15 protein-coding genes are annotated in these 20,126 nt (G+C 32.6%); 8 read left to right on the top strand and 7 right to left on the bottom strand.

The window, feature by feature from the left end; translation table 11 throughout:
* Positions 1 to 24 precede the first annotated feature (24 nt).
* From dnaA to gyrB, 3 genes are all read left to right on the top strand, one after another.
* Entirely contained in the window at positions 25 to 1,347 is a 1,323-nt protein-coding gene (dnaA, locus tag ELQ09_RS03660; RefSeq protein ID WP_088303444.1) for a chromosomal replication initiator protein DnaA, read from the top strand.
* Positions 1,348 to 1,506: 159 nt separating this feature from the next.
* Positions 1,507 to 2,574: a DNA polymerase III subunit beta gene (gene dnaN / locus ELQ09_RS03665; RefSeq protein ID WP_002855594.1), complete on the top strand. Its 1,068-nt coding sequence runs from the start codon at positions 1,507 to 1,509 to the stop codon at positions 2,572 to 2,574.
* Positions 2,575 to 2,602: 28 nt separating this feature from the next.
* On the top strand, positions 2,603 to 4,912 hold the full coding sequence (gene gyrB / locus ELQ09_RS03670) for a DNA topoisomerase (ATP-hydrolyzing) subunit B (RefSeq protein ID WP_134263772.1): 2,310 nt from the start codon (positions 2,603 to 2,605) through the stop codon (positions 4,910 to 4,912).
* A gap of 25 nt (positions 4,913 to 4,937) precedes the next feature.
* Here gyrB and ELQ09_RS03675 read toward each other — a convergent pair whose 3' ends face one another.
* On the bottom strand, positions 4,938 to 5,279 hold the full coding sequence (locus tag ELQ09_RS03675; protein ID WP_070316612.1) for a monoheme cytochrome C: 342 nt from the start codon (positions 5,277 to 5,279) through the stop codon (positions 4,938 to 4,940).
* Between the two features lie 2 nt (positions 5,280 to 5,281).
* Positions 5,282 to 6,520, bottom strand: a complete 1,239-nt coding sequence (locus tag ELQ09_RS03680) for a sulfite oxidase (RefSeq protein ID WP_070316613.1) — start codon at positions 6,518 to 6,520, stop codon at positions 5,282 to 5,284.
* A gap of 203 nt (positions 6,521 to 6,723) precedes the next feature.
* Between ELQ09_RS03680 and ELQ09_RS03685 the strand changes: the two genes are divergently transcribed.
* From ELQ09_RS03685 to ELQ09_RS03695, 3 genes are all read left to right on the top strand, one after another.
* Positions 6,724 to 8,031, top strand: a complete 1,308-nt coding sequence (locus ELQ09_RS03685) for a Na+/H+ antiporter family protein (RefSeq protein ID WP_134263773.1) — start codon at positions 6,724 to 6,726, stop codon at positions 8,029 to 8,031.
* A 133-nt stretch (positions 8,032 to 8,164) separates the two neighbouring features.
* Positions 8,165 to 12,655, top strand: a complete 4,491-nt coding sequence (gene gltB / locus ELQ09_RS03690; RefSeq protein ID WP_002877914.1) for a glutamate synthase large subunit — start codon at positions 8,165 to 8,167, stop codon at positions 12,653 to 12,655.
* A gap of 10 nt (positions 12,656 to 12,665) precedes the next feature.
* Positions 12,666 to 14,111: a glutamate synthase subunit beta gene (locus ELQ09_RS03695; RefSeq protein WP_134224678.1), complete on the top strand. Its 1,446-nt coding sequence runs from the start codon at positions 12,666 to 12,668 to the stop codon at positions 14,109 to 14,111.
* Here the strand turns inward: ELQ09_RS03695 and ELQ09_RS03700 are convergent, their stop codons facing one another.
* From ELQ09_RS03700 to ELQ09_RS03710, 3 genes are all read right to left on the bottom strand, one after another.
* Positions 14,112 to 14,687 carry a ribonuclease HII gene (locus ELQ09_RS03700; protein WP_134224679.1) on the bottom strand — a complete coding sequence of 192 codons (576 nt, stop codon included), beginning with the start codon at positions 14,685 to 14,687 and terminating at the stop codon, positions 14,112 to 14,114.
* A gap of 33 nt (positions 14,688 to 14,720) precedes the next feature.
* Positions 14,721 to 14,960: a ComEA family DNA-binding protein gene (locus ELQ09_RS03705; RefSeq protein ID WP_002855574.1), complete on the bottom strand. Its 240-nt coding sequence runs from the start codon at positions 14,958 to 14,960 to the stop codon at positions 14,721 to 14,723.
* Between the two features lie 64 nt (positions 14,961 to 15,024).
* Positions 15,025 to 15,672 (bottom strand): ferritin family protein, encoded by a 648-nt coding sequence (locus tag ELQ09_RS03710; protein ID WP_002855562.1) that lies wholly within the window; start codon positions 15,670 to 15,672, stop codon positions 15,025 to 15,027.
* A gap of 159 nt (positions 15,673 to 15,831) precedes the next feature.
* Here ELQ09_RS03710 and ilvD point away from each other — a divergent pair, with 159 nt between their 5' ends.
* Complete coding sequence (gene ilvD / locus ELQ09_RS03715) at positions 15,832 to 17,508, top strand: dihydroxy-acid dehydratase (RefSeq protein WP_134224680.1); 1,677 nt, start codon at positions 15,832 to 15,834, stop codon at positions 17,506 to 17,508.
* A gap of 11 nt (positions 17,509 to 17,519) precedes the next feature.
* On the opposite strand, the gene ELQ09_RS03720 is transcribed toward ilvD, so the two are convergent.
* Both ELQ09_RS03720 and ELQ09_RS03725 read right to left on the bottom strand, forming a co-directional pair.
* A complete protein-coding gene (locus ELQ09_RS03720; RefSeq protein WP_070316619.1) occupies positions 17,520 to 18,044 on the bottom strand; it encodes a YagU family protein in 525 nt (174 codons plus the stop codon).
* A 91-nt stretch (positions 18,045 to 18,135) separates the two neighbouring features.
* Positions 18,136 to 19,362 (bottom strand): HD domain-containing protein, encoded by a 1,227-nt coding sequence (locus ELQ09_RS03725; RefSeq protein ID WP_052859121.1) that lies wholly within the window; start codon positions 19,360 to 19,362, stop codon positions 18,136 to 18,138.
* A gap of 76 nt (positions 19,363 to 19,438) precedes the next feature.
* Between ELQ09_RS03725 and queC the strand changes: the two genes are divergently transcribed.
* Positions 19,439 to 20,125, top strand: coding sequence for a 7-cyano-7-deazaguanine synthase QueC (queC, locus tag ELQ09_RS03730; protein WP_070316620.1), 687 nt, complete (start codon positions 19,439 to 19,441; stop codon positions 20,123 to 20,125).
* The last annotated feature ends 1 nt before the right edge of the window (position 20,126 follow it).

Below are 20,126 nucleotides of genomic sequence, written 5' to 3' on the forward strand. Positions count from 1 at the left end.
TATGCAAAAATTTAAAGAGAGATTATGAATCCAAGCCAAATACTTGAAAATTTAAAAAAAGAATTAAGCGAAAACGAATACGAAAACTACTTATCAAATTTAAAATTCAACGAAAAACAAAGCAAAGCAGATCTTTTGGTTTTTAACGCTCCAAATGAACTCATGGCTAAATTCATACAAACAAAATACGGCAAAAAAATTGCGCATTTTTATGAAGTGCAAAGCGGAAATAAAGCTATCATAAACATACAAGCACAAAGTGCTAAGCAAAGCAACAAAAGCACAAAAATCGACATAGCTCATATAAAGGCACAAAGCACGATTTTAAATCCTTCTTTTACTTTTGAAAGTTTTGTTGTGGGGGATTCTAACAAATACGCTTATGGAGCATGTAAAGCTATAACACATAAAGACAAGCTTGGAAAACTTTATAATCCTATCTTTGTTTATGGGCCTACAGGACTTGGAAAAACACATTTACTTCAAGCAGTTGGAAATGCAAGCTTAGAAATGGGAAAAAAAGTTATTTACGCTACCAGTGAAAATTTTATCAATGATTTTACTTCAAATTTAAAAAATGGCTCTTTAGATAAATTTCATGAAAAGTATAGAAACTGCGATGTTTTACTTATAGATGATGTGCAGTTTTTAGGAAAAACCGATAAAATTCAAGAAGAATTTTTCTTTATATTCAATGAAATCAAAAACAACGATGGACAAATCATCATGACTTCAGACAATCCACCTAACATGCTAAAAGGTATAACCGAACGCTTAAAAAGTCGTTTTGCACATGGGATCATAGCTGATATAACTCCACCTCAACTAGATACAAAAATAGCCATCATAAGAAAAAAATGTGAATTTAACGATATCAATCTTTCTAATGATATCATAAACTATATCGCCACTTCTTTAGGGGATAATATAAGAGAAATAGAAGGTATCATCATAAGTTTAAATGCTTATGCAACCATACTAGGACAAGAAATCACACTCGAACTTGCCAAAAGTGTGATGAAAGATCATATCAAAGAAAAGAAAGAAAATATCACTATAGATGACATTTTATCTTTGGTATGTAAAGAATTTAACATCAAACCAAGCGATGTGAAATCCAATAAAAAAACTCAAAATATAGTCACAGCAAGACGCATTGTGATTTACCTAGCTAGGATACTTACAGCTTTGACTATGCCACAACTTGCGAATTATTTTGAAATGAAAGATCATACAGCTATTTCACATAATGTTAAAAAAATCACAGAAATGATAGAAAATGATGCTTCTTTAAAAGCAAAAATCGAAGAACTTAAAAACAAAATTCTTGTTAAAAGTCAAAGTTAAGTGAAAGGATGTGAAAAATAAATTCTAGGGTGTGAAAAAAAGAAATTAAGCAAAGTATGATAAAATACAAATTTGATTATTTTGCTTTGAAGAATTTCACAATTTCAACAAGCTTATTATTACAACGAATTTAAAATTAAAATAAACCAAGGAGAAAAAATGAAGTTAAGTATCAATAAAAATACTTTAGAATCTGCAGTGATTTTATGTAATGCTTATGTAGAAAAAAAAGACTCAAGCACCATTACTTCTCATCTTTTTTTTCATGCTGATGAAGATAAACTTCTTATTAGAGCTAGTGATTATGAAATAGGTATCAACTATAAAATAAAAAAAATCCGCGTAGAATCAAGTGGTTTTGCTACTGCAAACGCAAAAAGTATTGCAGATGTTATTAAAAGCTTAAATAATGAAGAAGTTGTTTTAGAAACCATTGATAATTTCTTATTTATAAGACAAAAAAGCACAAAATACAAACTTCCTATGTTTAATCATGAAGATTTTCCAAATTTTCCAAATACAGAAGGAAAAAACCAATTTGACATTGATTCAAGTGACTTAAGTCGTTCTCTTAAAAAGATATTACCAAGTATTGATACAAACAATCCAAAATACTCCTTAAATGGTGCATTTTTAGATATAAAAACAGATAAAATTAACTTCGTAGGAACTGATACAAAACGCCTTGCAATCTATACTTTAGAAAAAGCAAATAATCAAGAATTTAGTTTTAGTATCCCTAAAAAGGCTATCATGGAAATGCAAAAACTTTTCTATGAAAAAATAGAAATTTTTTATGATCAAAATATGCTTATCGCTAAAAATGAAAATTTCGAATTCTTTACAAAACTTATTAACGATAAATTTCCAGATTATGAAAAAGTTATACCAAAAACTTTCAAACAAGAACTCAGTTTTTCAACTGAAGATTTTATAGATAGTCTTAAAAAAATCAGCGTTGTAACTGAAAAAATGAAACTTCATTTTAACAAAGATAAAATCATCTTTGAAGGTATAAGTTTAGACAATATGGAAGCAAAAACAGAGCTTGAAATTCAAACAGGAGTAAGTGAAGAATTTAATCTTACTATAAAAATCAAATATTTACTTGATTTTTTAACTTCTATAGAAGAAGAAAAATTCACTTTAAGTGTAAATGAACCTAATTCAGCATTTATAGTCAAATCCCAAGGACTATCAATGATTATCATGCCTATGATTTTGTAATAAAACAAGTAAAAGATAAAGGAAAAATATGCAAGAAAATTACGGTGCGAGTAATATTAAAGTCCTAAAAGGCTTAGAAGCTGTTAGAAAACGCCCAGGTATGTATATAGGAGATACAAACATAGGCGGACTTCATCATATGATTTATGAAGTTGTGGATAATTCTATCGATGAAGCTATGGCAGGACATTGTGATACTATAGATGTAGAAATCACTACTGAAGGAAGCTGTATAATTAGTGATAATGGTCGTGGTATTCCTGTTGATATGCACCCAACTGAAAATATGCCAACTTTAACTGTTGTTTTAACTGTCCTTCATGCAGGGGGAAAATTCGATAAAGATACTTACAAAGTTTCAGGCGGTTTGCACGGTGTTGGGGTTTCGGTTGTAAATGCACTTTCTAAAAAACTTGTAGCTACAGTTGAAAGAAATGGAGAAATTTATCGTCAAGAATTTTCAGAAGGTAAAGTTATCAGTGAATTTGGTGTGATAGGAAAAAGTAAAAAAACAGGAACAACTATAGAATTTTGGCCTGATGATCAAATTTTTGAAGTAACTGAATTTGATTATGAAATTTTGGCTAAAAGATTTCGTGAACTTGCATACTTAAATCCAAAAATCACTATAAATTTTAAAGATAACCGCGTAGGCAAACATGAAAGTTTTCACTTTGAAGGTGGAATTTCTCAGTTTGTTACAGACTTAAATAAAAAAGAAGCTTTAACTAAAGCAATTTTCTTTAGCGTAGATGAAGAAGATGTGAATGTTGAAGTAGCTTTGCTTTACAATGATACTTATAGTGAAAATTTACTCTCTTTTGTAAATAATATCAAAACCCCAGATGGTGGAACACACGAAGCTGGTTTTAGAATGGGTTTAACTCGTGTGATAAGTAACTATATAGAAGCAAATGCAAGTGCTAGAGAAAAGGATAATAAAATCACGGGTGAAGATGTGCGTGAAGGTTTGATCGCTGTTGTAAGTGTAAAGGTGCCTGAACCACAATTTGAAGGACAAACCAAAGGAAAACTTGGTTCAACTTATGTGCGTCCTATAGTTTCAAAAGCAAGTTTTGAGTATTTGACTAAATATTTTGAAGAAAATCCTATCGAAGCTAAAGCTATAATGAACAAAGCTTTAATGGCAGCACGCGGAAGAGAAGCAGCGAAAAAAGCTAGAGAATTAACGCGTAAAAAAGAAAGTTTAAGCGTAGGAACTTTACCAGGGAAATTAGCTGATTGTCAAAGTAAAGATCCAAATGAAAGTGAAATTTATCTTGTGGAAGGGGATTCTGCAGGAGGTTCTGCAAAACAAGGTAGAGAAAGATCTTTCCAAGCTATACTGCCTTTGCGTGGTAAAATTTTAAATGTTGAAAAAGCAAGACTGGATAAAATTTTAAAATCTGAGCAAATTCAAAATATGATTACCGCTTTTGGCTGTGGTATAGGTGAAGATTTTGATCTTTCAAAACTTAGATATCATAAAATTATCATCATGACAGATGCGGATGTTGATGGATCACATATACAAACTTTGCTTTTAACTTTCTTCTTCCGTTTTATGAATGAACTTGTGGCAAATGGACATATTTATTTAGCACAACCACCTTTATATCTTTATAAAAAAGCTAAAAAGCAAATTTATTTAAAAGATGAAAAAGCTTTGAGTGAATACCTGATAGAAACGGGAATAGAAGGTTTAAACTATGAAGGTATAGGAATGAATGATTTAAAAGATTATTTAAAAATCGTCGCAGCTTATCGTGTGATTTTAAAAGATCTTGAAAAGCGTTTTAATGTAATTTCTGTAATACGCTATATGATAGAAAATTCAAATTTAGTCAAAGGAAATAATGAAGAATTATTTAGTGCAATCAAACAATTTTTAGAAACACAAGGACACAATATCTTAAATCATTATATCAATGAAAATGAAATTCGAGCTTTCGTTCAAACTCAAAATGGCTTAGAAGAACTTGTGATCAACGAAGAACTTTTCACTCATCCATTATATGAAGAAGCAAATTATATTTTTGATAAGATTAAAGACAGAGGCTTGAAATTTGATAAAGATATTTTAGAAGTTCTTGAAGATGTTGAAACCAATGCTAAAAAAGGCGCTACTATACAACGCTATAAAGGTTTAGGGGAAATGAATCCTGAGCAACTTTGGGAAACCACAATGGATCCAAGTGTAAGAAGACTTTTAAAAATTACTATTGAAGATGCACAAAGTGCAAATGATACCTTTAATCTCTTTATGGGTGATGAGGTTGAACCAAGACGCGATTATATCCAAGCACACGCTAAAGATGTAAAACATTTGGATGTGTAAATTTATCATTGAAGAAATGATTTCTTCAATGAGTTTTGTTTTGTAAGAGTATAGCTAGAGGAATTCTTCTTCTTGTATCGTATTTTTCTCCATAATATTTTTCAAGATAATTTAAAATTTTTTCTTCATCTTCAGGTTCTATTTCCCAAAGTCCTTCACTATTTTGCATCCATCTTATAGCTGCTAACCAAGCTTTTCTACTTGCATGCATATTGGTAATGAGATTGGATCCATGACAAGCTAAACAATTTGCTTCCACTAAAGGTGAATCAGGATCGATAATCAATCCTGTATCAGGGTTAATTTCAAGATTTTGAGTCCAACTTGCACTCAAAAACAATGCTAAGATCAATATAATTTTTTTCATACTTAAACTCCATAAACATTAACTCTATGGCATGCATTATTGATATATCCTCCTGGATTCCACTGTGCTAAAACCATAGGTTGACTGTTACCTTGACTATCGATAGCTCTTGCCCAAATTTCATAATATCCTTTTGTTGGTATTGATATTTGAGCACTCCATTTTTGCCATGCTAATCTATTTAATGGTTTTTCTACCTTTGCTTTAGTCCATGTTACGCCATAATCATTGCTTACATAAACTTCACTAACTTCAAGTTCTCCAGCCCAAGCTTTACCTCTAACTTCAAATTTTTTATTTGCTTTTATTTCAGAACCATTTTTGATATTAGTAATTACAGATCTTATAGGCATTGATTCTATGATTTTCATCTCGCCTTTATAGTTAAAATCTCCTGGTTTTACCGGATTTACAGGAACTTTATAAGAACCTTCCATTTTTTCACCATCATGAATTTTATTTCTTACTGAAATTTTATAAAGCCATTTACCGCTTGTACTTGCAGGGTAACCACCACAAACAAGTCTAAGTGGATAGCCATTGACTAAAGGAATATCTTTGCCTTCATAAGCCCAAGCTATTAGAGTTTCATCTTGTAAAGCTTTAGAAATAGGAACTCCTCTACTAATAGGTGAAGTTTCTTCACCATTTAATTTTGTATCTATGCCATAATATCCGATATAAACTGCATTATTTTTGATGCCACAATCTTTTAAAATATCTTTTAAACGCACTCCTGTCCATCTACCGCAAGCTACTGCACCATAACCCCATTGAGTTCCTTTTGTGCTAGGTATAACTTCGGATCTACCATTTCCACCGCATTCAACTGTTAAGGCATAAGTGTAGGTTTTAAATTTCTTTTTTAAATCTTCTATGGTGTAAGATTTTTTATTGATAATGCTTTCTCCATCAATTTCTAAAGTCCAACCTTTGTGAAGTCTTTCTTTTATCGTTTCTAGGCTTGGTGGTAAGCCATTATTTCTAACAAAGAAATTTTCAGGTTTGGTAAAATCAGAATCAAGAGCATAAATTTCAGTTTCTGCTGTTAATGGTTTTTCGCCATGGTAGATAAGATCTTTTTTACCTTCTATTTTAAAATCAGGCAATTCTTTTGCCAAAGCCTTACTTCCTAAAAAATTCTCAAAAGAAAAATTTGACAATACACTGATGCCAAGCAAACCAAATCCTATATTTTTTAAGAAATCTCTGCGATCTTCTTTTTGATTGTTTTGTTTCATTGAAATATCCTTATATTTTTATGATTTTTTTATTTTATTATAAATTTTAGGAATTTAAATAATTGATTATATTAATCTTTTTGATTAAAAAAATTAATTATTTTTATAATTTTGCATATTAAAATAAAATCATTATATGTTCGAGTTTTATTACATTTTAACTAAGTTTTTTCTACAATTAAATTTTTAAAATTATTTAAGGAATGATTTTGACTTTACTTACTAATCCTATCATTATCAGTGTTGTTTTGATGACTTTACTTTGTTTGTTTCGTTTTAATGTGCTTTTGAGTCTTTTGATCTCAGCTCTTGTTGCAGGTGTATTTTCTCATCTTGAACTCGTAGATACTATGAGTATACTTATAAGCGGAATGAAAGAAAATTTAAAAACAGCTCTTAGCTATATACTCTTAGGGGCCATTGCCGCAGCGATTTCAAAGACAAATTTAACTGCATATTTGATCAAGATAGTAAGTCATTTTATATCTCATAAAAAATATTTATTGCTTTTGTCTATAGCTTTGATTTCTTGTTTTTCTCAAAATTTAATTCCTATTCATGTAGCTTTTATACCTTTGTTGATTCCACCTCTTTTAAGTCTTTTTAATAAACTTAAAATTGATCGTAGAGCGGTTGCTTGTGCTTTAACTTTTGGCCTTACTACGCCTTATATGGTTTTGCCAGTAGGTTTTGGGCTTACTTTTCAAGATCTTTTAAAAGATAATTTAAATGCAAATAATGTAAGTGTATCTTTAAATGATGTTACAAATACTATGTATTTTGCTGCTATTTGTATGATAGCAGGACTTTTTCTAGCGCTTTTTGTGTTTTATCGTAAGCCAAGAGAGTATCAAGAAGTAGAAATTGCTAAAGTGGATTTAGAAAATCTTGAAATGACGCGTAAGGAATGGGGCGTTTTAGCTGGGCTTGTTTTAACTTTAATTTTGCAAATTTTGACTATGAATTTGCCTTTATCAGGGCTTTTGGGTTTTGTTTTAATGGTTATTTTGGGTGGAGTTGAATTTTCAAAAGTCAATGAAGTTTTTGATGATGGGCTTAAAATGATGGGTTTTATAGCTTTTGTTATCCTTGTTGCTGCAGGATATGGAGAAGTTTTAAAAGAAAGTGGATCAGTAGTAGATCTTGTAAATTCAGTCGTTCCTTGGATGGGGAAAAGTAAATTTTTAGCAGTATTTTTCATGCTTTTAATAGGACTTATCATCACTATGGGTATAGGTACTTCTTTTGGAACTATACCTATCATAGCTACGCTTTTTTGTCCTATTTGTTTGGAACTTGGTTTTAGTACAGCACTTATTATATTTATCTTAGGAGTAGCAGGAGCTTTAGGAGATGCAGGAAGTCCAGCCAGTGAAACAACCATGGGAACTACTGTAGGATTAAATGCTGATAAACAACACGATCACATTAAAGATACTTGCATACCAACTTTTATTTTTTATAATGGCCCATTATTGATTTTAGGTAGTATTATCGCCATGTTTTTATAATTTTTGCAAATCTATTAAAATATTTTTTAATTTATTTATTTTTAAGATAAAAATTATATCGATTTTAAAAAAATATATGCTATAATCCTTATAAAGCTAACAAAATTTAAATCAGTCTTATAAGGAGAGCAAAATGGATTTAGAAAATATCCTAGAAAATAATCAAAGCATAGGTTTATATCACCCAAAGAACGAACACGATGCCTGTGGTATCGCTGCAGTTGCTAATATACGCGGTATTGCTTCTTATAAGGTTATTTGTGATGCTTTAGAAATTTTGATGAATCTTGAGCACCGAGGTGGTGCAGGAGCTGAAGAAAATTCAGGTGATGGGGCGGGGATTTTGATCCAAATTCCACATGATTTTTTTAAAACTCAAGAATTGGGTTTTGAACTTCCTAAAAAGGGTGATTATGCCGTAGCACAGATGTTTTTATCACCCAATACTGATGCAAAAGAAGAAGCAAAAGAGATATTTTTACAAGGTTTAAAGGATAAAAAACTTGAATTTTTAGGTTTTAGAGAAGTGCCTTTTAATCCTAGCGATATAGGTGCAAGTGCTTTAAAAGCTATGCCTTATTTTTTACAAGCCTTTGTGAAAAAACCAAGTAAAATAAGTGCAGGACTTGAGTTTGAAAGAGTGCTTTATAGTACGCGTCGCCTTATAGAAAAAAGAGCTATTAATGTGCCAAAATTTTATTTTTCAAGTTTTTCTTCACGCACCATAGTTTATAAAGGAATGCTTCTTTCAACTCAATTGAGCGATTTTTATCTTGATTTTAAAGATGTCAATATGAAATCAGCCATCGCTTTGGTGCATTCTCGCTTTTCGACTAATACCTTTCCAAGTTGGGAAAGAGCACATCCAAACCGCTATATGGTGCATAATGGAGAGATTAATACCATACGCGGAAATGTTGATAGCATAAGAGCTAGAGAAGGCTTGATGCAAAGTGAGTATTTTGAAAATTTAGATGAAATTTTTCCCATTATAGCTAAACCTAGCAGTGATTCTGCAATGTTTGATAATACTTTAGAATTTTTAGCTCTAAATGGTCGCACTTTAGAAGAAGCTTTTATGATGATGGTGCCAGAACCTTGGCATAAAAATGAAAATATGGAAAGCAAAAAGCGTGCTTTTTATGAATATCATTCTTTATTGATGGAGCCTTGGGATGGACCTGCTGCTATAGTTTTTACTGATGGAGTGATTATGGGGGCGAGTTTGGATAGAAATGGTTTTCGTCCTTCAAGGTATTATCTTACAAAAGATGATATGCTCATACTTTCAAGTGAAACAGGGGCTTTAAAACTTGATGAAAAAAATATCAAAGCTAAAAAACGCTTAGAACCTGGAAAACTTTTACTCGTTGATACAGCAAGAGGTAGGGTTATAGCTGATAATGAAATCAAAGAGCATTATGCTAATGCTAAGCCTTATAAAAAATGGCTTAAAAATTTAGTTGAACTTGAAAAACAAAAAAGCGGAGTTTATAAACATCAGTTTTTAAAAGAAGATGAGGTTTTAAAACTCCAAAAAGCTTTTGGTTGGAGTTATGATGAGCTTAAAATGAGTGTGGCTGCTATGGCTCAAAATGGCAAAGAAGCTATAGCAGCTATGGGTGTAGATACTCCTTTGGCTATACTTTCTAAAACTTATCAACCTTTGTATAATTATTTTAAACAACTTTTTGCACAAGTAACTAATCCTCCTCTTGATGCCATAAGAGAAGAGATCGTTACTTCTACAAGGATTTATCTAGGAAGCGAAGGCAATTTATTAAAACCCGATGAAAACAATGCAAAACGCGTAAAAATAGCCCTGCCTGTGATAAGCAATGAAGAACTTTTTGAAGTTAAGGCTTTAAATAAATTTCAAGTTAAAGAATTTTCTATACTTTATGATTATTCTAAAAAAACTTTAGAAAAGGCTTTAGATGAGCTTTGCGTTAAGATAGAAGATGAGGTTAAAAAAGGTGTTTCTATTATCATTTTAAGCGATAAAGGAGTGGATGAAAAAAACGCTTATATCCCCGCTTTGCTTGCTGTTTCTGGAGTGCATAATCATCTAGTAAGAAAAAATTTAAGAACACACACAAGTCTTATCATCGAAAGTGGTGAACCTAGAGAAATTCATCATTTTGCATGTCTTTTAGGTTATGGTGCGACTGTTATTAATCCTTATTTGGTTTATGAGAGCATACAAAAACTCATTGCCAATAAAGATTTAAATTTAAGTTATGAAAAGGCGGTAGAAAATTTCATCAAGGCAAGTTCAAGTGGTATAGTCAAAATTGCTTCTAAAATGGGGGTTTCTACCTTGCAAAGTTATAATGGCTCTGCACTTTTTGAATGTCTGGGTTTAAGCTCTAAGGTGATTGATAAATACTTCACTTCTACAACTTCACGCATTGAAGGTATGGATTTAGAAGATTTTGAAAAAGAACTCATTGCTTTACACAAACATGCTTTTAATGATACACATAAGGCTTTAGATTCTAAAGGAATTCATGGTTTTAGAAGTGCTAAAGAAGAACATTTAATCGATCCGCTTGTGATTTTTAATCTTCAGCAAGCCTGTCGCAACAAAGACTATAAAAGCTTTAAAAAATACTCGGCTTTAGTAGATGAAAAACAAGTTAATTTGCGTTCTTTGATGGAATTTGATTTTAGTGAAGCTATCAGTATAGATAAGGTTGAAAGTGTAGAAAGTATAGTTAAACGCTTTAGAACAGGGGCGATGAGTTATGGTTCTATTTCCAAAGAAGCACACGAGTGTTTAGCACAAGCTATGAATAAAATAGGTGCTAAATCAAATTCAGGTGAAGGTGGCGAGGATGAAGAACGCTATGAAATCAAAGAGGGTGTGGATAAAAACTCAGCCATTAAGCAAGTAGCAAGTGGGCGTTTTGGCGTGGATTTAAACTACTTAAGTCATGCAAAAGAAATTCAAATCAAAGTCGCTCAAGGCGCAAAACCAGGAGAAGGCGGACAATTAATGGGCTTTAAAGTCTATCCTTGGATAGCTAAGGCTAGACATTCTACTGCAGGTGTGACGCTTATTTCCCCACCTCCTCATCATGATATTTATTCTATAGAAGATTTGGCTCAACTTATTTATGACCTAAAAAATGCTAACAAAGACGCTAAAATTTCAGTAAAACTTGTAAGCGAAAATGGCATAGGAACGGTTGCTGCAGGTGTGGCTAAGGCAGGAGCGAATTTAATCCTTGTTTCAGGTTATGATGGAGGTACGGGTGCAAGTCCTAGAACCTCTATACCGCATGCAGGAATTCCTTGGGAGTTAGGTTTGGCTGAAACACATCAAACTTTGATTTTAAATAAGCTTAGAGATAGGGTAAGATTAGAAACTGATGGAAAGCTTATGAATGGGCGTGATTTAGCCATAGCGGCACTTTTAGGAGCTGAAGAATTTGGTTTTGCAACCGCGCCTTTGATTGTTTTAGGTTGTACGATGATGAGAGTTTGTCATCTAAATACCTGTCCTTTTGGTATAGCCACTCAAGATACAGAACTTAGAGATCGCTTCAAAGGCAAAGTAGATGATGTGATTAATTTTATGTATTTTATAGCTGAGGAGCTTAGAGAATACATGGCAAGGCTTGGTTTTGAACGCCTAGATGATATGATAGGTCGTGTGGATAAACTCCGCCAAAAAAGTGTGCAAGGTAAAGCAGGAAAGCTAAATTTGGATAAAATTTTAAAATCCTTGCCTACTTATAATAGAACCGCTGTGCATTTTAAAGACTATAAAGATAACAAGCTTGAAAAAACGATTGATTATAGAATTTTACTTCCGCTTTGTAAAAATGCTGTGGAGAAAAAAGAGCCTATCAAACTTTCTTTAGAAGTAGGAAATCAAAGCCGTACTTTTGCGACTATGCTTTCAAGTGAAATTTTAAAAACTTATGGAAAAGATGCTTTAGATGAGGATAGTATCCATATCAAAGCTATAGGCAATGCAGGCAATAGCTTTGGAGCGTTTTTGTTAAAGGGTATTAAACTTGAGATTATAGGCGATAGCAATGATTATTTAGGCAAGGGTTTAAGTGGTGGTAAAATCATAGCAAAAATTTCAAATGAAGCTACTTTTTCACCTGAAGAAAATATCATCGCAGGAAATGCTTGTTTATACGGAGCTACAAAAGGCGAAGTGTATTTAGATGGTATAGCAGGGGAAAGATTTTGTGTAAGAAATTCAGGAGCTTTGGCTGTGGTTTTAGGAACAGGCGTGCATGGTTGTGAATATATGACAGGTGGGCAAGTTGTAGTTCTTGGAGATGTGGGTGCGAATTTCGCTGCTGGTATGAGTGGGGGCGTTGTTTATATCTTTGGAAGACACAATGAAGCTCATGTAAATACCGAGCTTGTGGATATTAAAGATCTTAATGCTAAGGATGAAAAAGAATTAAAAGCTGTGATAGAAAAACATATCGCTTATACAGATTCTAAAAAGGCTAAAGATATCTTAGAAAAATTCGATAAAAAAGACTTTTTTAAAGTCATGCCAAGAGATTATGAAAAGATGTTAAAAATGCTTGATCTTTGTAAAAATGAAAAAGATCCAAATTTAGCAGCATTTTTGAAAATCACACAAAAATAAGGAGTAAAAAATGGGAAATGCAAGAGGTTTTTTAGACTTTAAAAGAATGGATTTTAAAAAAATTGCTCCTAAGGAAAGGGTTTTAAATTTCAAAGAATTTACTATACCTTTGGATAAAAAAGAACAAGAAATTCAAGGCGGACGATGTATGGATTGTGGTGTGGCCTTTTGTCATACGGGTGTGATGAGCGAAGGAAAAGATGTGGGCTGTCCTTTAAATAATCTCATTCCTGAATGGAACGATCTTATTTATCGTTCTTTATGGGAAGAAGCTTATGAAAGACTTGATCTTACCAATCCTTTTCCTGAATTTACCGGTCGTGTTTGCCCTGCTCCTTGTGAGGATTCTTGTGTGTGTGCGATAAATGGTGTTAGTGTGAGCATAAAAAATAATGAATTATCCATCATAGAAAATGCTTTTAAGGAAAATTTAGTAAGAGTAAATAAACCTAAGCAATACAATGGCAAAAAAATCGCTATCATAGGAAGTGGGCCTGCTGGGCTTGCTTGTGCTAATACTTTAAATTCACTAGGTTATAAAGTGAGTGTTTTTGAAAGAAGCGATAAAATAGGCGGACTTTTGATGTATGGCATCCCTGATATGAAGCTTGATAAAAGTATAGTTCAAAGACGGGTGGATTTGCTTAAAAAAAGTGGGATTGAATTTAAAGTGAATGAAAATATAGACAGCAAAGATAAGGTTTCAAAACTTCTAAAAGAATTTGATGCTTTGGTACTTTGTACAGGAGCAAGTAAGCCTATAGATCTTGATATAGAAGGTAGAAAACTAAAAGGGGTTGAATTTGCTCTTGATTTTTTAACGCAAAATACCAAAACTTTGTTAAAAACAGGCAAGGGTGCAGATACGGCCAAAGGTAAAAATGTCTTGGTTATAGGAAGCGGGGATACAAGTGTGGATTGTATCGCTGTAGCGACAAGACAAGGAGCTAAATCTATAGTGCGTTTTGAAAGAAGTCCAAAAAGACCTTTGCAAAGAGGCCAAAACAATCCTTGGCCTTTAAAAGCTGACATTTTTACTACTGATTATGGTTTAGAAGAAGCCATTGGTGTATATGGCAAAGATCCTAGGGAATATCAAAAAATGACAAAGAAATTTTTAGGAAAAACTCATGTAGAAGGTGTTGAAGCAAATGATTTAAAACGCGAGTTTAAAGAAGGCAAAGCTATAAATGTCGAAATTTCAAATTCTAAAAAAACTTATAAAGCGGATTTAGTACTTTTAGCTATGGGTTTTAGCGGGTGCGAAGAAGCTATTTCTAAAAATTTTGGAGTGAAATTAGATGAGAAAAACAACATAAGCACAGAAAATTTCCAAACCACTCATAAAAAAATCTTTGCTTGTGGAGATGCTAGAAAAGGACAATCTTTAGTTGTTTGGGCTATAAAAGATGGTATAGAATGTGCTTTGAGTTTGCATCAAAATTTAGCAAAATAATCATAAAAGTTTAAAACTTTTTCGGTGGAGTTTGCAAATTCCAAATTTAGCTATAAGTTCTTTATGAGCTTTTGTGCCGTAGGCTTTGTTTTTTTCAAATTCATAACAAGGAAAGTCTTTAGCTAAGAAATTCATCGCCCTATCTTTACTAACTTTTGCAAGTATGCTAGCTGCACTTACTTGCAAAATGCTAGCATCGGCTTTGATTTGTGTTTTTATTCCGTTTATGCCTAGGTTGGTGTTTCCATCATATAAGAAGTTATTTTCTGCTTTAAAATGCTTTTTTATAAGCTTTAAGCCTGTTTTTAAACAAGTGCTTAAGCCTAGTGCGTCGATTTGTTCTGAAGAAAAAGAAAGTATGAGATAATTTGAATTTTTGATGATGATTTCATAAAGTTCTTCGCGTTTTTTTTCGCTTAGTTTTTTAGAATCGCACAACCCATCAAGTTTTTTGTTCAGTTTACAAGCCGCCATCATCATAGGACCTGCTAAAGCACCGCGTCCTGCTTCATCAATACCGATTAAATTTATATCAAATTCGTTTAAAAGTTCTTTTGTGTCAAATAAAGTTTTCAAAATTTTTCTAAAAAGAAGGGCAAAAATGCCCTTTTATTCTACTGTGATATCATTTTTGATTTTTTCAAAAAGCTTATCACCTATGCCTTTAACTTTTTTAAGATCATCAATACTTGTAAAATTTGCTTCTTTGCGGTATTCTAAAATCGCTTTAGCCTTAGCTTCTCCAATACCATTTAAACTTTTTAATTCTTTTAGTGTTGCAGTGTTGATATTTACAGCACCAAAGAGAAAAGCCGTTAAAGCAAAAAATAAAAATAGTAATTTTTTCATTTTCTTATCCTTTTATTAAAAAATAATTATAATATTATCTTAAAAAGGATAAGAATTTCTTAACTTAACCCAAAAATTCGCGTTTAAAATACTCTTTTGGTGCTTTACATAAAGGACAGGCTGCTGGAGCTTTTTTGCCACGATGTATATGTCCACACACTTCACAAACCCATAATTCTTCTACTTCGCTATTAAAAAATTCTTCTTCTTCAAGCATTTTTTTAAGTGCTAGATATTCTCTTTCGTGTTCGATTTCTACTTTACCAATAGCTGTAAATAATCTTGCTATAGCCTTTTTACCTTCATCTTCAGCGATTTTTGCAAAATTTGGATACATAGTTGTGTGTTCATAGTTTTCACCTTCTGCAGCACTTACTAGGTTTTTAGTAGTTACTTCTAAAGGTTTGCCATCAACGATTTCATGATAAGCTTTAAATTCTGCTCTTGCATGCCATTTTTCATTTTCAGCTGCTTCTCTAAAATGTCTAGCAACCGCGTGCCAACCTTCTTCTTCAGCCACATCAGCAAACAAATCGTATTTGTTTCTTGCCATAGATTCACCTGCAAAAGCTTTCATCAAATTTACTGCAGTTAAATCTGTAGTGATACATTTCATTTCTTCACCACAACAGCTAAGCTTACCGCCACCTACATTTTGAACTTCTACTTCATTGCCACATTTTTGGCATTTATAGGTTTCATATTGTCTCATTTTGACTCCTTTTTTGATTATCAAAAAGCATTGTATTATAAAAAAATATTTTTGTCAATTAATAATTTTTATCATTTATGAAAATGTATATCAAAATAAATTTCACAAAAATTAAGCTTTGCTAAATATAATTTTAAAAAATTATTATCAGGAGTTACAATGAGAAGCGATGCGATAAAAAAAGGACATTTAAAAGCGCCTAATCGTTCTTTACTTCGTGCTTGTGGTTTGAAAGATGAAGATTTTGACAAACCTTTTATAGGTGTAGCAAATAGCTATATAGACATAATCCCAGGGCATTATTTTTTAAATGATTATGCTAAAATCATTAAAGATGAGATACGCAAAAATGGTTGTGTGCCTTTTGAGTTTAATACCATAGGTGTAGATGATGGTATAGCTATGGGGCATGAAGGTATGCTTTATTCTTTACCAAGTCGTGAAATCATCGCAAATTCTATTGAAACGGTGATGAATGCTCATCAACTTGATGCTTTAATCTGTATCCCAAACTGCGATAAAATCACTCCTGGTATGTTAATGGGAGCTTTAAGGGTTAATGTTCCAACCATTTTTGTAAGTGGTGGGCCTATGGCTTCAGGAGTAACCAAAAAAGGAGAAAAGATCAGTCTTAGCTCTGTTTTTGAAGCTGTAGGAGCTTATGAAGCCAAAAAAATTAGCGAAGAAGAATTTAAAGATATAGAATGTTCAGCCTGTCCAAGTGGTGGATCTTGCTCGGGAATGTTTACAGCAAATTCCATGAATACCTTGTGCGAAGCTATGGGTATAGCACTAGAAGGTAATGGAACCATCTTAGCCTTAAGCAAAGAAAGAGAAGAGCTTTTAAGAAAAGCAGCGCGTCGTATTTGTGAAATCGCCTTAGATGAGCGTTTTAAAATTCGCAATATCATCACTCAAAAAGCCGTGCGTAATGCCATGGTAGTAGATATGGCAATGGGTGGAAGTAGCAATACTGTTTTACACATGCTTGCCATTTCGCGTGAAGCAGGGGTGGCACTAGATATTAAAGATTTAAATTTCATCTCAAGTAAAGTTGCACACATAGCAAAAATAGCCCCATCGCTAAATAGTGTTTATATGGATGATGTCCACAAAGCAGGTGGTGTGAGTGCAGTTATGGCTGAAATTTCAAGCAGACAAGGACATATTTTAGAACTTGATGCACTGACTATCACAGGAGAAAGTCTCAAAGAACGCTTAAAAAATGCCAAAATCAAAGATGAAAATATCATTCGTAAAGTAGATAATGCTTACTCAAAAGTAGGTGGGCTTGCTATTTTGTTTGGAAATTTAGCTGAGCAAGGTTGTGTTATAAAAACCGCAGGAATAATCGGAGAAAGAAAATTTAAAGGCAAAGCTGTTTGTTTTAACTCTCAAGATGAAGCTATTAAAGGCATTATCAAAGGCAAGGTACAAAAAGGAAATGTTTGTGTAATACGCTATGAAGGTCCAAAAGGGGGTCCTGGTATGCAAGAAATGTTAAGCCCTACTTCACTTTTAATGGGTATGGGTTTGGGTGCTGATGTGGCTTTAATCACTGATGGTCGTTTTAGCGGGGCTACAAGGGGTTTAAGCGTGGGTCATATTTCCCCTGAAGCAGCTGAAGGTGGTCTTATAGGACTTTTAAAAGATGGAGATGAAATAGAAATTGATGTAGATGCTTATACCATCCATGCAAATTTAAGCGAAGAAGAAATCGCTAAACGCAAAAAAGAATTTGTATTACCTCAAAAAGAAGTGCCTTCAAGATGGCTTAGAATGTATCAAAAACTTGTCAGCAATGCTAGTAAAGGTGCAGTTTTAGATATGGAATGAAAGGAAACCTTTCATTCTTCTATTTCTTTAGTTATACGATTTCTTATATCTCTACGAACTATTTCCATACCCCACAGCCAAACAATATGGCCAAAAATTTCAGACAGGTGTTCATCAAAAGGAATTTCAGAAAGTGGTGGAACTTCTGCAATTAAAGGCATTACAATAACATGGGCAAAAAGATAAACAAAAAATCCAAAAACTGCACCTTGCCACATAGTAATACGGCGCCATTTTTCTGCTATCATACAATAAGCCACTCCAAAAACAATAGAAAAACCGACATGCACTATAAAAATTGACAAAGGCATTTGCATACCTGAAAACATATAAGTCCAATCAGTAGGCAAGCCTAGTTGTTCTAGAAAAATTTTAGGCGGAGTAACGCGTTCTAAGGCATCTACTGGCCAAAAAACATTGGGATTTCTTGGAGGAAAAGGTACTTCCCAACCCCATTTAACAATAGCTCCGAAAATACCCGCTAATATACCTATAAAAAAGGCTAAAGTATAGCGCTTTTGAAAGTATTTTTTCATAATAACTCCTTTATATTTTATACAAAATAAAATTTTAATTTATAATATTTTTATTTAAAATATATTGAAAATAGGAGTATAAAAATCTTATTTAAATTTTAAAATACTCTCTTAAACTTTCACAAATTTCAAAAAAATTCACCCCATCTATAGTAGGATTTTCTTTAAAAAACTCATGCATTCCTAAAAAACCACTTTCAAGTTCTTTAGACTTTACACCATAGCTTATACTAAGTCCTGCTTCTATATAAGCAGCAATTTTATCGCAGTATTTAAGCGCCTTACCATCTATAGCACCAAATTCATTTTCATTAAAAGAACTTAAACTTCCGCTGCAAAGTTCTATTTTAGCATTTTTATAGGTGCGATTTTCAAACTCATTTTTTACAAAATTTGACTCATCGTTTCTACCTTCTCTAATGCCTAAAATATAAGAAAACTCAGCCCTTAAACCCTCAGGTACAAAGGGTAAAATTCTTTCATTAATAAGTTTCATTTCATAATCATTTATGATATCATGAAGCCCATCAATGCCGTATTTTACAGGGCTTATAATATCACGCGTTAAAGACTCTGGTAAATCATGAAATAAAGCACAATAAAAATTATTCTCAAGTCTTTTATCGCAAGCCTTGATTTTTAGTGAGTAAAAATATCCCAAAATCGCCACCACAAGCATATGTCCTAAAACTGCAGTTTCTGGTATGCGTGGAGTTTGAGCCCAACGCTTTTGAAAGCGAAGTCTTCCGCTAAGATCAATAATTTTTGCAATTTTTTGATTTAAAGCGATTTTTCTAGCTCCTATAAGTTCATAGTAATCTTCTAATTCTTCTTCAACTTTGTTTTTAATCTCATCAATATCATTTAAAAAAGCTGAGGTTTGATAAACTATGTTAAATTCCCATCTTGTAGCAAAATACGAAGCTGCTTTTAAGATAAGTCTTTCTTTAGCATAAGCATTGCCGTTTAAATACGCTTCAAAACGCTTTAAAAACTCTCCTTCTTCTATATCTTCTATCATAGGTTCGATTTTGCTTAAAACCCAAGCATTAACTTCAGCTTTTTTTTGACGCACGATTTCATGATACACATCAGGGCGTATATCAGTTACTACCACACGACTTAAAAACTCAAAAATTCCCCCTTCTATAATCACTCTCATATCCACATCTTTTTCCATTTTAGCGATAAAATATGCAATGATGAATTTATGAGCTTGTTTGTCAAGTTCCACTAAATTTGCCATTCTTGGATAATCATTCCAACGACTGATAGAAGCGGCTTTAAAAATGTGTTCTATGAGTTTTATGTTTACCATGCTTTTGCCTTTTTTGCAATTTAAATTTAAAAATTTTCGTTAAAATTGCGAAATTATAGCAGATTTAAGGATAAAAATGAGTAAAAAAGCACTTTGTATCATAAGTGGCGGTATGGATAGTACTTTGTGTGCTTATCTAGCCAAAAAAGAAGGTTATGAAATCATCGCTTTGCATTTTGACTATGAACAACGCACTCAAGAAAAAGAAAAAGAATGCTTTAAACAAATTTGCAGGGCTTTAAAAGTAGAAAAATCTTATATTTTAGATGTGAGTTTTATCAAAGATATAGGGGGTAATGCCTTAACCGATAAAAGTATAGACATTCCTAAAAATGAGCTTTGCATAAGTGATACCCCACCTATCACCTATGTGCCTTTTCGCAATGGAATTTTCTTAAGCATAGCAGGATCTTTGGCTGAAAAGGAAAATTGTGAGAGTATTTTTATAGGGGTGGTAGAAGAAGATGGCAGTGGTTATCCTGACTGTACTGATGAGTTTATACAAAAGGCACAAGAATTTATCAATGAAGGCACGAGTAAGAATTTTAAAGTTTGTATAAAAACTCCGCTTGTTAGACTGAACAAAGCTAAAATTGTAGAACTAGCCTTAAAAGAAAATGTGCCTTTAGAACTTACTTGGTCTTGTTATGAGAGTGAAGATGAAGCTTGCGGGGAGTGTGATAGCTGTTTGCTTCGTTTAAGAGGTTTTGAAAAAGCAGGGGTTAAAGATAAGATTAAATATAAAAAATATAAAGCATTGTGAA

Source organism: Campylobacter sp. CH186 (assembly GCF_004378925.1).
In the GTDB taxonomy this organism is placed as follows: Bacteria; Campylobacterota; Campylobacteria; order Campylobacterales; family Campylobacteraceae; genus Campylobacter_D; species Campylobacter_D jejuni.